This is a genomic window from Nocardioides sp. JCM 18999, from assembly GCF_055391175.1.
Genome location: NZ_AP043887.1, coordinates 1219152 through 1233134 on the forward strand (window position 1 = coordinate 1219152; position 13983 = coordinate 1233134).

Sequence of the window (13983 nt, forward strand, 5' to 3'; positions counted from 1 at the left end):
CGCCTCAGCTGCTGACCGCGTAGACCCGGTCGCGCGCGCCGCGCTCCCAGAGCACGTCGGCGCCCACGTCGGTGGCCTCACGGACCAGGTCGCGCTTGAGCACCTTGTTGGTGGCGGTCGAGGGCAGCTTCTCAGCGATCCGGACGTAGCGCGGCCAGGCCTTGGCCGACAGGTCCTCCTGGCTGGCGAGGAAGTCGGCGAACTCGGTCGGTTCGAGCGACGCACCGTCGCGCAGCACCACGGCGACCATCAGCTGGTCGCCGACCATCGGGTCGGGGATGCCGTAGACCGCCGGCTGGCTGATCGCCGGGTGGCGCAGCAGGATCTGCTCGATCGGCGCCGCGGCGAGGTTCTCCCCGTCGACCCGGAGCCAGTCGCTGGTCCGGCCGGCGAGGTAGACGAAGCCGGCGTCGTCGCGGTACGCGAGGTCGCCCGACCAGTACATCCCGTGCTGCATCCGCTCGGCGGTCGAGGACTCGTCGTTGTAGTAGCCCCCGAACCAGCCACCACCGGAGGTGTTGACCAGCTCGCCGACGGCGTCGTCGAGGTTGGTCACCACGCCGTGCTCCCCGAAGATCGCGCGCGGGCACTCCTCGAGTGTCTCCCGGTTGAAGACCGCGACCCCGTCGAAGGGCTGCCCGACCGATCCGGCGGGGGTGTCGTCGGGACGGATGATGATGACCGCGGCCTCGGTGGAGCCGAAGCCGTCCCACACCGTGCAGCCGAAGCGGCGGCCGAACTCGGCGATGTCGCGGTCGGAGGCCTCGTTGCCGAACGCGACCCGCAACGGGTTGTCGGCGTCGTCGGGCTGCTCAGGAGTGGCCAGGGCGTAGGCCAGCGGCTTGCCGACGTAGTTCATGTAGGTCGCGCCGTAGCTGCGGATCTCGGCGAGGAAGCCCGAGGCACTGAACTTGCGGCCCAGGGCGAGCGCCGCACCGGCCCACCAGGCCGGCGCGATGCAGGCCAGCAGGGCGTTGGAGTGGAACATCGGCATCGAGGAGTAGCAGACGTCGGCCGGGGTGAGCTCGAAGCGCTCCACCAGGGTCGAGCCCGACATGATCACGGTGAAGTTGCTGATCTGCACCGCCTTCGGGTCACCGCTGGTGCCCGAGGTGAAGATCAGCATGAAGGTGTCGAAGATGCCGGCCTCGGGGAACCCGTCCACCGTGGTCGGGGCGGCGGCGACGGCGTCGGTCCACGCTGCGTCATCGGTGTTGACGACCTGCACCGCGCCGAGGTCGAGCCCGTCGAGCAGCGGCAGGTGGGCGGTGTCGGTGAGCAGCACCTGGACGTGGGTGCGGGCGATGTCGGAGGCCAGGCCGGCACCCCGCCGGGTGGCGTTGACCCCGACGGTGACGTGTCCGCCGATGCCGCCCGACGCGAGGGCGAACGCCATCTCGGGGGTGTTCTCCAGCAGCGTGCCGACGTGCCGCGGCGCGTCGGCGGGCGCGCCGCTCATCAGGTCGGCGAGGTGGTGCGCGCGGGCCGCGGCACCGGCGACGAACTCGCGCCAGGTCCACCGCCGGTCGTCGAAGGCGAGCGCGACGGTGTCGCGCTCGGCGTGACCGCGCAGGATCGCCTGGACGGACTCGGGGTTGCTCACAGGGTCTCCTCGGCGGCAGCAGGGGCAAGGACGCGGGTCAGGAACTGGGTGGCATGGGCCAGTGCCGGCTCGTGCCAGTCCTTGCCCGGGAACAGCTCGAAGTGGTCGCCGGGGTAGTGCCGTACCTCGGCGCGGGCGGCGAACGCGGCCTTGGCGGCGGCGTGCGGCGGCGCGCTCCGGTCGAAGTCGGCGATCTGGACCAGCGTCGGCACCCGCAGGGTCTGCACCGCCTTGGCGGCGCTGCGGTCACCGAGCTCGAGCGTCACGTCGGCCGCGATCTCGTTGCGCCAGCTCGGACCCGCCATCGCGAGGTAGTCCTCCAACGCCCCCGGGACGGTGAGCGCACCGACCTCGCCGGGTCGGGCCACCACCGGGATCATCAGCGGGTCGCGGCCGATCGAGCGCCGGATCCGTCCTGCGAACCCGGTGACGCTGGCCCGCGCCATCGAGCCGACGCTGTGCACGGCCAGCGCGTGCTTGGCCGCAGCCAGTCCGTCGACCAGCGGTACGGCGGCCACGACCGCGGCCACGCCGTCCTGGTCGGCAGCGGCCGTAGTCAGGACGTGTCCACCGCCGAGTGAGATCCCCCAGAGGGCGACCCGGGTCGCGTCGACCCCGGGCAGGCGACGGGCCGCGTCCACGACGGCGGCGAGGTCCTCGAGCTGAGCGGACAACGAGACCACCTGGCGCGGGCTGCCGTCACTGAGCCCGAAGCCGCGGTAGTCGAAGGTGACGGCGTCGATCCCGGCCGCGGCGAACCCCGCGGCGAAGGCCTCCAGGCCGCTGTCCTGGGTGCCGGCCAGACCGTGGGCGAGCACGACGACCGGGCGCCCGGCCGGCGAGGCGAGCGCGTCGGTGCCGGTGTAGTGGGTCGCAGCCAGGCGGACCCCGGCGATCGGGACGGAGAACGTCGTGGTCGTGATCAGGGGGCTGGTCTGGTCGGTCGTCATGAGGTGCTCCTGGTGCCGTAGATGCTGCTCATCCAGAGGAAGGTCAAGGTGGTGACGTGCTCGTCGCGGTCCGGGCCTCGGCCCAGCGCGTGCCGTTCGAGGGCGTGGTTGTTGACGTCGAGCAGCACCGTCGCGAGGGCGTCCGGGGGCGGCCCGGCGGTTGCGGCGCCCCGCTCCCGCTCGTCGCGGATCAGGTCGGCGATCACGCGGGAGAACGCCACCAGACCCTCGTCCCACATGTCGCGCACCTGCGCACTGCTGAACCGGGCGCCGAGCAGGGCGCGGTAGCGGTGCGGGTGGGCGTCGACGGAGTCGAAGAGCAGGCCCAGCGCCGTCCGGATCCGCGTCTCCGGGTCCTGGGTGACGTCGAGCAGCAGGGCGTTCGCAGCAGCGGCGGCGTCGTACAGGTCGGCGAGCAGGGCCATCGCCGCGATCGCCTTCGACTCGAAGTAGAAGTAGAACGCCGACCGGGTGACGCCGGCCTGCGTCGAGATCTGGGCGACGTTGATCTCCTCCAGCGACTGCTCGATGAGGAGCTCGTCCAACGCCTCGAGCAGGGCCGAGCGGCGCGCGTCGCCACGGGCGTCACCGCGGCGATCCACCAGCCGGTCCCACCCGCTGCTCGTCACGGGACTGCTCACGCCACGCCTCGGGCGGCCCGGGCTCGCCGCCGACCGGCCGGGATCTCCTTGGTCCGCAGGTCGTGCTCGTAGACGAAGTAGTCCAGCTGGTGCGTGTGCCGAGGGCGGTCGAGCATGTGGCCCATGTACAGCTGGTCGTCGGCCTTGATCGTGGCGTGCATGTCCGGCACCGACGGCGGCACGTACTCGCCGATCGCGTAGGCGGCGATCAGGCGGGCCTGCGCCTCGACGAACGGGAAGAGCGTCGGGGTCGACTGCGCGAAGCCGGCGAACATCAGGTCGTCGATGCCGGGGGAGAAGATCCGCTTGTAGAGGTCGATCCGGTTGTCGGGAGCCGACAGGAACTCCGGGTCGAAGAACGGGAAGGTCAGGTTGTAGCCGGTGGCGTAGATGATCACGTCGAAGTCGGCGCTGGTGCCGTCCTCGAAGTGCACCGTCTCGCCGTCCAGCCGGGCGATGTTCCCCTTCGGGGTGACGTCGCCGGACTTGAGGCGGAGGGGAAGCTCGCCGGACTGGGTCGGGTGCGCCTCGAAGAACTTGTGGTTCGGCGTGGGCAGGCCGTAGAGCGTCGGGTCGGAGTAGGTGAAGCGCTGACCCCACTGGGCGACCTTGCGCTGCAGCCCGAGCGGGAGCTGCGGGATGGTGCGGTAGTTCATGTCGGCGGCCTTGCCGGCGACGAGCTTCGGCACGATCCAGGCGCTGCTGCGGGTGGAGAGGGTGACTTCGTTGCGCAGCGCCCGCTGGGAGAGCTCGACGATGATGTCGGCCGCGCTGTTGCCCAGGCCGACCACGAGGATCCGCTGGTCCATCAGGTGCAGCGGGGTCCAGGGGTCGATGTAGCCGTGGGAGTGGATCGACTCGCCGGTGAACTCGCCGGGGAACTCGGCCATCCGCGGGTCCCAGTGGTGGCCGTTGCCGACGACGAGCAGGTCGAAGTGCCGGGTGGCGCCGCGCTGGTCGAGGATCTCCCAGCCGCCGCCGGGCAGCCGGGTCGCCTTCACCACACCGTTGGAGAACTCGATCTTCTCGCGCAGGCCGAACGCGTCGGTGTAGGCGTCGAGGTAGTCCTTGATCAGGGTGTGGTGCGGGAAGTCGGGGTAGTCCTCGGGCATCGGGAAGTCCCGGAACGAGAGCTGGTGCTTCGAGGTGTCGATGTGCAACGAGCGGTAGGCGCTCGAGTGGCCGTTCGGGTTCCCGAAGGCCCAGTTGCCGCCGACCCGGTCCGATGCTTCGAAGGTCGTGAAGGGCACCCCGTAGTCGGCCAGCATCTTCGACGTGGTCAGGCCGCTGATCCCTGCACCGATCACTGCGACGGTCGGTCGATTCATCAGAACTCCTTGCGCATCGTGTGGTCCACATCACATTATGTGTCGAGTTGACACGCGTCAACAGTTCCAGACAAACGTCAGGAGTAGAACATGTTCCAGAGAATTTCCTTGGTGATCGGTGGCGCTTCGGGCATCGGTGAGGCCATCGCCGAAGCCCTGGCTGCGGCGGGGGACCGGGTCGTCGTCGCCGACTTGAACGCCGACGCGGCGCGCGCCACCGCGGCTCGCCTGGGGCCGGAACATGCCGGTGTCGCGATCGACGTCACCGACGAGGAGTCCGTCGCCGCCGTCTTCGACTCCGAGGTCGTGGCCGGGGTCGGTGCGGTGGTCAACTGCGCCGGCACCAGCACGCTCGCCGCCGTCGTCGACCACGACGTCACCGAGTGGCGCCGCGTCGTCGACGTCTGCCTGACGGGCTCGTTCCTGGTGATCAAGCACGCCGGACGCGTGCTGGGTCCCGGAGGCGCGATCGTGAGCCTGACCTCGCTCAACGGTCGCCAGCCCGGCGCCGGCCTGTCGGCGTACTGCGCGGCGAAGGCGGGTCTGATCTCGCTCACCCAGGTCTCCGCCCTCGAGCTCGCCGAGCGCGGCATCCGGGTCAATGCCGTCGCTCCGGGTCTGGTCGTCACGCCCCTGACCGCGCCGGCGATGGACATCCCCGGTGTGCGCGAGGAGTACCTCGCCAACACGCCGCTCGGTCGCTCCGGTGAGCCGAGTGAGATCGCCGAGGCCGTGCAGTACCTGCTCGGCGCGGCCTGGGTGACGGGGGAGACCCTCGACATCAACGGCGGGGCGCACCTGCTGCGCTACCCCGACCTCCCCGGCCTGATCACCAAGGCCTTCGCGTGACGCGCACGGCGCTCGTCACCGGCGCCGCGTCGGGGATCGGTGCGGCGCTGGTCCGCGCGCTGAAGGCGGACGGAGTGCACGTGGTGGCAACGGACGTGACCGACGACCTCCCCGGTGTCGAGCGGATGGACGTCACGGATGCCGCCGCCGTCCAGACGATGGTCGACCGGATCGTCGCTGAGCACGGTCGGCTCGACCTGTTGTTCAACAACGCCGGGATCACGTTCTTCGGCAACACCGAGGACCTGACGCTCGATCAGTGGAACCAGATCATCGACGTCAACCTCCGAGGCGTCGTGCACGGCATCGCCGCCGCCTACCCGGCGATGATCGCCGCCGGCGGCGGCCATATCGTCAACACCGCGTCGATGGGCGGCCTGGTGCCGGGCGGGCTGATGGCGTCGTACGTCGCGACGAAGCACGCCGTCGTGGGACTGTCGATGTCGCTGCGCCAGGAGGCGGCGGCGCACAACGTCGGTGTCACGGTCGTCTGCCCGTCGGCCGTGGACACCCCGATCCTCGACAAGGGCGAGATCTCCGGGTTCAAGGGGCGGGACTACTACCTCAAGGGGCAGGGCATCAAGCGTCCCGTCGACCCCGACGACCTCGCCGCCGCGGTCCTCGACGGCGTACGTCGCAACCGTGGCTGGGTGATCGCCCCTGCCCAGGCCCGCTGGGTCTGGCGCTTCGGCCGCCTGGCTCCCGGACTGTTGGTGAGGGCCGGCACCGGGTTCGTCGAGAAGCAGCGGCGCGAGCTCGCCGAGCGCGTCGGGAGCTGATCACCAGCCCTCACGCACAATCGTGGAGTGATCGAGATCGAGCCCGAACGCTTTGAAGCCATGGTCTCCGAAGCCCTCGACGGGATCCCGGACGAGCTCGGTGCCCTGATGGACAACGTCGCGGTCGTCGTCCAGCACGAACGTGGCCCGAAGGGTCTGCTCGGCCTCTACGAGGGCATCCCGCTGACCAGTCGTACGACGGACTACGCCGGCGTCCTGCCCGACCGGATCACCATCTACCGGCAGGCGATCTGCCGGATCTGCACCAGCGAGGACCAGGTCGTCGACGAGGTCCGCACGACCGTCGTGCACGAGATCGGCCACCACTTCGGCATCGACGACGACCGGCTGCACGAGCTGGGTTGGTGACCGCGGCTCAGGCCAGCTCGCCGATCGGGGTCGAGGTTGGGGCGCCGGCCGGACAGGCCCAGACGGCGCGGCCCTGCTCGACCACGGCTCGCAGCGGATGGTTCGACGGGTGGGCGGCGCAGGCGGGCCAGTTCGTCGGCTGCCCGAGGCGGGCGCGCTCCTCGATCACCCACTCCTGGACCTGATCGGCCAGGTGCGCCAGCCCGTCCGCTTCGGACGGCCCGGGGTTCAGCCACACGCCGGTGCCGCTCCCGTCGGGAGCGAACAGCATGAGGGACTCCGACGGCTCCACCTGCCAGGGCGTGGGGTCGACCCGGGGCAGGGCGACGCCGGTGGCGGCGAGGTCCTGGAAGATGACGCCGAGTACGCGGTCGATCGCCGTCGTCATCGGGCGACAGGAAGCTGGTCGAGCAGGCCGAGCGGTCCGGTCAAGACACCGGGCACGATCCCGGGTTCGGTGGATTCGCCGGGAACGGTGCTGAACGGGTCGTCGGACAGGCGGATGTCCCGACATCCGAAGTCGTCGATGACGACCCCGGTGAGGTCGGTGCCCGTGGAGTAGGAGACGAGGTAGCGCGGCCCGAGGTCGGCGGTGCACATCCGTGCGGGATCGGCCGGGGCCAGGTGGGTGATCGCTGTCGAGAAGGCTGCGAGCTGGGTGGCGTCGAGCTGGAGGGGATCGCCCTGCATCACCCAGTCGACGTCGGTGGAGTAGTAGCCGCAGAGCCATGCCTCCTCCGGCTTCGGCAACGTCGGCTCGGTCGTGGCGGGCGTGGTGGTGCCGAAGCCACCGGTCGCCTCGGATGCCCGCGGAAGCTGCGCGGGGCAGTACTCCCCGTCGTGCTGGGCCAGCTCGTCGACGGGATCGGTGTCGGTCGCTGAGGTGTCGGACGTCCCGCCGCAGGAGGTGCTCAGTGCGGCTGCCGCCAGGAGAGAGGCGGCGAGGGCGGGCAGCGATCGACGGGTCATGAGCCGAGTCTGCCCGTCCGTCCGGGCGCGATGAAGAAAACACCGCGAAAACGCTTGCATCGGAGTGGAACACGTTCTAACTTGGACACGTGTCCAGTCAGGTGTTCGTTGCGCCGCGCCAGGGTCTGAACCCGCGCCAGGTCGAAACGGTCGAGCGGCTCCTCGCCGCCGGCCTGGTCGAGCTGCGGGAGAGCGGGTACGAGGCGTTGACGATCCGCACCGTCGCCCAGCGGGCCGGTGTCTCGGCGGCCACGGCCTACACCTACCTCGCCTCGAAGAACCACCTCTTCGCCGAGCTCTTCTGGCGCCACCTGACCGCCGAGCCGCATCCGCCGACCCCGACGGGTGCCGACGCCACCGCTCGCGTGCAGGAGGCGGTCCGCGCGATCACCAGCCGGATCGCGGCCGAGCCCGAGCTGGCGGCAGCGGTGACGCCGGCCCTGCTCAGCACCGACCCCGACGTGGCTCGCCTGCGCCTGGTGATCGGCGCCGAGTTCCTGCGCCGCTTCGACGACGCCCTCGGGTCCGCGTCCGCACCCGACCTGCTGGAAGCCCTTGTCCTCGCCTTCTCCGGTGCGCTGCTGCAGGCCGGGATGGGCATCTTCACCTACGAGCAGATGGCCGACCGGCTCGCTTCAGCGGTCGCGGTCATCGTGAGAGGCAACGCATGACCGCCGCGACCACCAACGAGTCCAGCCTGGTCTTCGATCCGTACGACTACGACTTCCACGAGGACCCGTACCCGACGTACGCGCGCCTGCGCGACGAGGACCCGCTGCACTACGCCCCCGCCGACGACCTCTGGGTGCTCTCGCGGCACGAGGACATCCTGGCGGCGCTGCGCGACGACGTGGACCTGTCCAACAAGATGGGCGTCTCCCTCGACGCCAGCGCGTGGAACTCCGAGGCCCACCGGGTGATGAGCTTCCTCGCCCTCGACGGCGCCGAGCAGACCCGGCTGCGCAAGCTGGTCTCGGCCGCCTTCACTCCGCGTCGGGTCCAGGACCTGCGCCCCACCGTGCAGCGCTTGGCCGACCAGTACCTCGACGCGGCTCTGATCAAGAACGAGACCGAGGGCGAGATCGACTGGATCGCCGACTTCGCCGGGCTCCTTCCGATGGACGTCATCTCCGAGATGATGGGCGTCCCGGTCGAGGACCGCGTGGAGGTACGGCGCCTCGCCGACCTCGTGGTGCACCGCGAGGACGGGGTCCGCGACGTCCCGGTCGCCGGCATGGAGGCCGCGTTCGCGCTGATCGAGTACTACAGCGCGATGGTCGCCCAGCGCCGGATCACGCCGAGCGAGGACCTCACCTCCGAGCTGGTCCAGGCCGAGATCAACGGCGACAAGCTCACCGACTCCGAGATCATCGCGTTCCTCTTCCTGATGGTGGTCGCGGGCAACGAGACCACCACGAAGCTGCTCGGCAACGCGCTGCTCCACCTCGGCGCCGACCCGGTCCAGCGCGCCCAGGTGTTCGCCGACCCCGAGCTGGTCGAGTCGTGGATCGAGGAGACCCTGCGGCACGACACCTCCAGCCAGATGGTCGCCCGGTACGTCGCCAACGACGTCGAGATCCACGGCCGCACCGTTCCCGCCGGCTCCAAGCTGGTGCTCCTGCTCGGCTCGGCGAACCGCGACGAGGACGTCTTCGACCACCCGACCACGTTCGACCTGCACCGCGAGCGCGCCGAGTGGGCCAGGATCCTCAGCTTCGGCAACGGTCGACACTTCTGCCTCGGCGCCCACCTCGCCCGCCTGGAGGCCCGCGTCGTGCTGGAGAGCCTGGTCGCCCGGGTCGACGACTTCGCGGTGCACGCCGACCGCGCGGTTCGCGTGCACTCCACCAGCGTGCGCGGCCTGGCCGCGCTGCCGGTCTCGTTCACCGTCGCCGATCCGAAGGACGCCTGATGCCCAAGCCCGTCCACCCCGACCGCCGTCCCGCGGTGGTCACCGGTGCCTCCTCCGGCATCGGAGCCGAGACAGCGCGTGAGCTGGCCGCCGCTGGGTTCCCCGTCGCCCTCGGCGCGCGCCGGGTCGAGGCGTGCGAGGAGATCGCCACCGAGATCCGCTCCGCTGGCGGCGAGGCGGTGGCGATCGCGCTCGACCTGACCGACGACGCTTCGGTGGCCGACTTCGCAGCCAAGGCGACGGCCGAGCTGGGCGACATCGAGATCGTGATCGCCAACGCCGGCGTCGTGGCTCCCGGCGCGCTGGTCGACATCGAGTCGACCCGATTCGCGAGCGAGATCAACCTCAACATCGTCGGCGCCCACCGCTTGGTGCGCACCTTCGGCCTCGGCATGACCGAGCGCAAGCGGGGTGACATCGTCTTCGTCTCCTCCGACGTCGCGGTTCGAGCCCGGCCCTTTATGGCTGCCTACTCGGCCAGCAAGTGGGGGCTGGAAGGCATGGTTGCCGCGCTCCAGATGGAGCTCGAGGGCACCGGAGTGCGGGCCTCGATCGTTCGCCCCGGACCGACCTGGACCGGGATGGGGTCGGACTGGGACGCCGAGCTCGGCGCCGACGTGCTCAACCAGTGGGTGAAGTTCGGCTTCGCCCGTCACCCGCACTTCCTCAAGGCCCGCGCCCATGCGCAGGCGATCACCACGATCGTCACTGCGCCGCGCGGCGTCCACATCAGCCTGATCGACGTCAACCCCGAAGCACCCGTGGAGTTCTGATGACCATCACCACCGACCTGGCGGCCGCGCTCGCCGGTATCCCCGAAGTCTCGATCGTCGTCGACGAGAACTCCGACCTGATCGCCGATGACGTCCGTGAGTTCCTGGCAGGCACGGGCCACCTGCCCGAGCTGCGGGTCGACCCGATCGGCCTGCTCACCCGGGTGCGCGAGGAGTGCGGTGACGTCGGTCGCCTGCGCCTCGCCGACAAGGAGGTCGTCCTGGTCACCGGTGCCGAAGCCAACGAGGAGTTCTTCCGGGCATCCGACGACGTGCTCGACCAGGCTGCCGCGTACCCGTTCATGACCCCGATCTTCGGCAAGGGCGTCGTCTTCGACGCCTCGCCGGAGGAGCGTCAGCAGATGCTGAAGAACCAGGCGCTGCGCGGCGACATGATGCGCGGGCACGCTCAGACCATCGAGCGCGAGATCCGCGACCTGGTCGCCCACTGGGGCGAGGAGGGCGAGATCGATCTGCTCGACTTCTTCGCCGAGCTCACCATCTACACGACGTCGTCCTGCCTGATCGGCCGCCCGTTCCGCGAGCAGCTCGACAGCTCCTTCGCCGAGGTCTACCACCGCCTCGAGCACGGCACCGACGCGATCGCCTACGTCGACGAGTACGCCGACATCGAGAACTTCCGGATGCGCGACCAGGCTCGCGCCGAGCTGGTGGAGAAGATCCAGAGGATCATCGACGACCGGGTCGCCCGGGCCGAGTCTCTGGGAGGGAGCATCCCCAAGGAGGACCGCGACCTGCTCGACGTGCTGATCGCCGTGGGGTACGACGCCGACATGGTGACGGGCATCTTCATCTCGATGATGTTCGCCGGTCACCACACGTCGTCGGGCACCGCGTCCTGGAACATGATCGAGCTGCTGCGCAACCCCGGGACGATGGCCGAGGTCGTCGCCGAGCTCGACGCGCTCTACGCCCCCGACGACTCCGGTGAGGTGCCGGAGGTCTCCTTCCAGGCGCTGCGCGAGATCCCGCTCCTCGAGGCCACCTTCAAGGAGACCCTGCGCCTGCACCCGCCGCTGATCGTGCTGATGCGTCTGGTGCGCGAGGAGCTCGAGATCCTCGGCCACACCATCCCGGTCGGCACCATCCTGGCGGCGTCACCGCGGGTGTCCAACCGGATCGAGGAGGACTTCCCGCTCGCATCGGAGTTCCACCCGGAGCGGTACCTCGACCCGCGCCAGGAGGACATGCAGAACAAGTGGACGTGGATCCCGTTCGGTGCCGGCCGGCACCGCTGCGTGGGCAACGCGTTCGCGATGATGCAGATGAAGGCGATCTTCTCGGTCATCCTGCGCGACTTCACCTTCGAAGCCGCGCAGCCGCTGGACTCCTACCGCGACGACTGCTCCAAGATGGTGATCCAGCTCGAGCAGCCGTGCAAGGTCCGCTACCGCCGCCGTACGGCGAGCGTCTGATGCGCGTCATCGCCGACCTCGGCCTGTGCCAGGGACACCAGATGTGCCTGGCCGAGGCCTCCGACATCTTCGACTTCGACGACGACACCGACCAGGTCGTCATCGCCCTCGACCCGGTCCCCGAGGAGCGTCGCTCCGAGGTGATGACCGCCGTGAAGTACTGCCCTGCTTTCGCCCTGTCAGTCGAGGAGGACTGAAATGAGTGACACCATCCTGACCCGTGCCGAGATCGAGGAGTTCTGGGGCACCTGGCTCCAGATCAACCGGGACGTCGAGATCACCGGCGACTGGCGCCCGATGGCCGAGTGGTACGCCGAGGACGCCACCTACGGCTGGATGTACTCGCCCGACGAGCACTTCATGGCGGTCGGCCGCGACCAGATCCGGGACTGGGCGATCGGGATCGAGATGGACGGCCTCGACGGCTGGCACTACGACTACGTCTGCACCGTGATCGACGAGCAGAAGGCGATGGTGATCGGCTTCTGGAAGCAGCGCTCGGGGATCATCAACGACGCCACCGGCAAGGAGTACGAGATCCTCGGCCTGGGTGGCTCCTGGTTCGGTCTCAAGCGGGTCACCGAGGGCGCCGACGCCGGTCTGATCAAGGTCGACTGGCAGCGCGACTGGTTCGACATGCCCTCGACCGCGCACACCTTCATGGAGATCGTCGGCGCCAACAAGGCCCCCGACACCCTGCTCAAGCGGATGTCGGTCGGCGGCCACGGCGTGCCCGGCCACTACCACCACGCCGACCTGCCCAGCACCGTCTGGCCGCCGCCGGTCGAGGCGGGGGAGTACGTCACCCAGGCGGCTGCCCCGGCTCCCGCCAGCGAGGTGACCGCATGAGCGCCCGTCTCCCTGACAACGCCCCAGCCCAGCAGCTGATCGACGGCAAGCTCGTCGGTGCCTCCGACGGTGCGACCTTCCCGATCCTCAACCCGGCCACCGGCGTCCAGATCGGGCTCGCCCCGGCCGGGACCGCGGCCGACGTCGACGCCGCCATCGCTGCCGCCCGGCGTGCCTTCGACGAGACCGACTGGTCCACCGACGTCGAGTTCCGGGTGCGCTGCCTGCGTCAGCTCCACACCGCGCTGGTCGAGGCGGGCGACTCGATGCGCGCCCTGACCACGGCCGAGGTCGGCGCCCCCGCGATGTTCACCGCCGGGCCGCAGTACGACTCCCCGGTGGAGGGCCTGAAGTGGGTCACCGACCTGGCCGAGACCTACGCCTGGGAGACCGACCTCGGCATCGGCGTCACGATGGGCCTGGAGTCGCGGCGCACCGTGCGTCGTGAAGCCGTCGGCGTCGTCGCGGCGATCACGCCGTGGAACTTCCCGAACCAGATCAACCTGGCCAAGGTCGCCCCGGCGCTGGCCGCGGGCTGCACCGTCGTGCTCAAGCCGGCCCCGGACACGCCGTGGCTGGCCGCCGAGCTGGGCCGGATCGTGGCCGAGCACACCGACATCCCCGCCGGTGTCTTCAACGTCGTCACGCCGCTGGACAACACCGTGGCCGCCGTCCTGACCACGGACGAGCGCGTCGACCTGGTCTCCTTCACCGGCTCGACCAACACCGGTCGCGCGATCATGGCCGCCGCGGCTCCGACCCTCAAGAAGGTCTTCCTCGAGCTCGGCGGCAAGTCCGCCGCCATCGTGCTCGACGACGCCGACCTGGGCGGCGCCGTCTCGATGGCCGCCTTCTCGGTCAGCGTCCACGCCGGCCAGGGCTGCGCCCTCACCACCCGACTGCTGGTGCCTCGCGAGCGCTACGACGAAGCCGTCGAGATCGCCGCCGCCACGATGGCGAGCCTGGGTGCCAAGGACCCGGCCGACGGCGGCACCGTCTGCGGCCCCGTGATCAGCGCGGTCCAGCGCGACCGGATCGCCGGATACCTCCGCCTCGCCGAGGAGGAGGGCGGCACGTTCGCCACCGGCGGTCGGATCGCCGAGCAGGAGGGCGACCTCGCCGGCGGCTTCTGGATCGAGCCGACCGTCATCGCCGGCCTGGACAACACCGCCCGGGTGGCGCGCGAGGAGATCTTCGGGCCCGTCCTCGTCGTGATCGCCCACGACGGCGACGACGACGCCGTCCGGATCGCCAACGACTCCCCGTTCGGGCTGTCCGGCTCGGTCGACTCGGGCGACCCCGAGCGCGCCCGCGCCGTCGCCCGCCGGATCCGCACCGGCACCCTCGGCGTCAACGGCGGCCAGTGGTTCGCTCCCGACGCCCCCTTCGGCGGCTACAAGGCCTCCGGCATCGGTCGCGAGATGGGGGTGGCCGGCTTCGAGGAGTACCTCGAGACCAAGACCATCGCCGAGCTCGCCTGAGCTCCTTAGCTCGTCCGACACAGACGCACACGACTTCAGAGAAG

16 protein-coding genes are annotated in these 13983 nt (G+C 70.2%); 10 read left to right on the top strand and 6 right to left on the bottom strand.

Annotated features, from left to right (window positions below; translation table 11 throughout):
- Positions 1-4 precede the first annotated feature (4 nt).
- The 4 genes from ACZ5J1_RS05850 to ACZ5J1_RS05865 are packed head-to-tail and all read right to left on the bottom strand — an operon-like array spanning position 5 to position 4522.
- Positions 5-1603: an AMP-binding protein gene (locus ACZ5J1_RS05850; protein WP_464563405.1), complete on the bottom strand. Its 1599-nt coding sequence runs from the start codon at positions 1601-1603 to the stop codon at positions 5-7.
- Positions 1600-2553 carry an alpha/beta hydrolase gene (locus ACZ5J1_RS05855; RefSeq protein WP_464563407.1) on the bottom strand — a complete coding sequence of 318 codons (954 nt, stop codon included), beginning with the start codon at positions 2551-2553 and terminating at the stop codon, positions 1600-1602. The genes ACZ5J1_RS05850 and ACZ5J1_RS05855 overlap by 4 nt, the downstream gene beginning before the upstream one ends.
- Entirely contained in the window at positions 2550-3194 is a 645-nt protein-coding gene (locus tag ACZ5J1_RS05860; protein ID WP_464563409.1) for a TetR/AcrR family transcriptional regulator, read from the bottom strand. The genes ACZ5J1_RS05855 and ACZ5J1_RS05860 overlap by 4 nt, the downstream gene beginning before the upstream one ends.
- A complete protein-coding gene (locus ACZ5J1_RS05865) occupies positions 3191-4522 on the bottom strand; it encodes a flavin-containing monooxygenase (protein WP_464563411.1) in 1332 nt (443 codons plus the stop codon). The genes ACZ5J1_RS05860 and ACZ5J1_RS05865 overlap by 4 nt, the downstream gene beginning before the upstream one ends.
- A 90-nt stretch (positions 4523-4612) precedes the next feature.
- Here ACZ5J1_RS05865 and ACZ5J1_RS05870 point away from each other — a divergent pair, with 90 nt between their 5' ends.
- Genes ACZ5J1_RS05870 through ACZ5J1_RS05880 form a run of 3 tightly spaced genes read left to right on the top strand, consistent with a single transcriptional unit; the run spans position 4613 to position 6519 of the window.
- Positions 4613-5371, top strand: coding sequence for an SDR family NAD(P)-dependent oxidoreductase (locus ACZ5J1_RS05870; RefSeq protein WP_464563413.1), 759 nt, complete (start codon positions 4613-4615; stop codon positions 5369-5371).
- Positions 5368-6150, top strand: a complete 783-nt coding sequence (locus ACZ5J1_RS05875; RefSeq protein ID WP_464563415.1) for an SDR family NAD(P)-dependent oxidoreductase — start codon at positions 5368-5370, stop codon at positions 6148-6150. Before ACZ5J1_RS05870 ends, ACZ5J1_RS05875 begins: the two co-directional genes overlap by 4 nt.
- Positions 6151-6177: 27 nt before the next feature.
- A complete protein-coding gene (locus ACZ5J1_RS05880) occupies positions 6178-6519 on the top strand; it encodes a metallopeptidase family protein (protein WP_464563417.1) in 342 nt (113 codons plus the stop codon).
- Between the two features lie 7 nt (positions 6520-6526).
- Here the strand turns inward: ACZ5J1_RS05880 and ACZ5J1_RS05885 are convergent, their stop codons facing one another.
- Together ACZ5J1_RS05885 and ACZ5J1_RS05890 are read right to left on the bottom strand one after the other, a co-directional pair.
- Positions 6527-6907 (bottom strand): hypothetical protein, encoded by a 381-nt coding sequence (locus ACZ5J1_RS05885; protein WP_464563419.1) that lies wholly within the window; start codon positions 6905-6907, stop codon positions 6527-6529.
- The gene (locus ACZ5J1_RS05890) at positions 6904-7488 is read right to left on the bottom strand and encodes a hypothetical protein (protein WP_464563421.1); all 585 of its coding nucleotides are present in this window, start codon (positions 7486-7488) and stop codon (positions 6904-6906) included. Before ACZ5J1_RS05890 ends, ACZ5J1_RS05885 begins: the two co-directional genes overlap by 4 nt.
- A gap of 89 nt (positions 7489-7577) precedes the next feature.
- Between ACZ5J1_RS05890 and ACZ5J1_RS05895 the strand changes: the two genes are divergently transcribed.
- From ACZ5J1_RS05895 to ACZ5J1_RS05925, 7 genes are read left to right on the top strand one after another with little or no spacing between them, the layout of a single operon-like run.
- Positions 7578-8159, top strand: a complete 582-nt coding sequence (locus tag ACZ5J1_RS05895; protein WP_464563423.1) for a TetR/AcrR family transcriptional regulator — start codon at positions 7578-7580, stop codon at positions 8157-8159.
- Positions 8156-9400 (top strand): cytochrome P450, encoded by a 1245-nt coding sequence (locus tag ACZ5J1_RS05900; protein WP_464563425.1) that lies wholly within the window; start codon positions 8156-8158, stop codon positions 9398-9400. The genes ACZ5J1_RS05895 and ACZ5J1_RS05900 overlap by 4 nt, the downstream gene beginning before the upstream one ends.
- Positions 9400-10173 carry an SDR family oxidoreductase gene (locus ACZ5J1_RS05905; protein WP_464563427.1) on the top strand — a complete coding sequence of 258 codons (774 nt, stop codon included), beginning with the start codon at positions 9400-9402 and terminating at the stop codon, positions 10171-10173. Before ACZ5J1_RS05900 ends, ACZ5J1_RS05905 begins: the two co-directional genes overlap by 1 nt.
- Complete coding sequence (locus ACZ5J1_RS05910) at positions 10173-11609, top strand: cytochrome P450 (protein WP_464563429.1); 1437 nt, start codon at positions 10173-10175, stop codon at positions 11607-11609. Before ACZ5J1_RS05905 ends, ACZ5J1_RS05910 begins: the two co-directional genes overlap by 1 nt.
- Positions 11609-11806 carry a ferredoxin gene (locus ACZ5J1_RS05915; RefSeq protein ID WP_464563431.1) on the top strand — a complete coding sequence of 66 codons (198 nt, stop codon included), beginning with the start codon at positions 11609-11611 and terminating at the stop codon, positions 11804-11806. Before ACZ5J1_RS05910 ends, ACZ5J1_RS05915 begins: the two co-directional genes overlap by 1 nt.
- Before the next feature lies 1 nt (position 11807).
- Positions 11808-12458, top strand: coding sequence for a nuclear transport factor 2-like protein (locus ACZ5J1_RS05920; RefSeq protein WP_464563433.1), 651 nt, complete (start codon positions 11808-11810; stop codon positions 12456-12458).
- Complete coding sequence (locus ACZ5J1_RS05925) at positions 12455-13939, top strand: aldehyde dehydrogenase (protein WP_464563435.1); 1485 nt, start codon at positions 12455-12457, stop codon at positions 13937-13939. The genes ACZ5J1_RS05920 and ACZ5J1_RS05925 overlap by 4 nt, the downstream gene beginning before the upstream one ends.
- Positions 13940-13983: the final 44 nt, after the last annotated feature.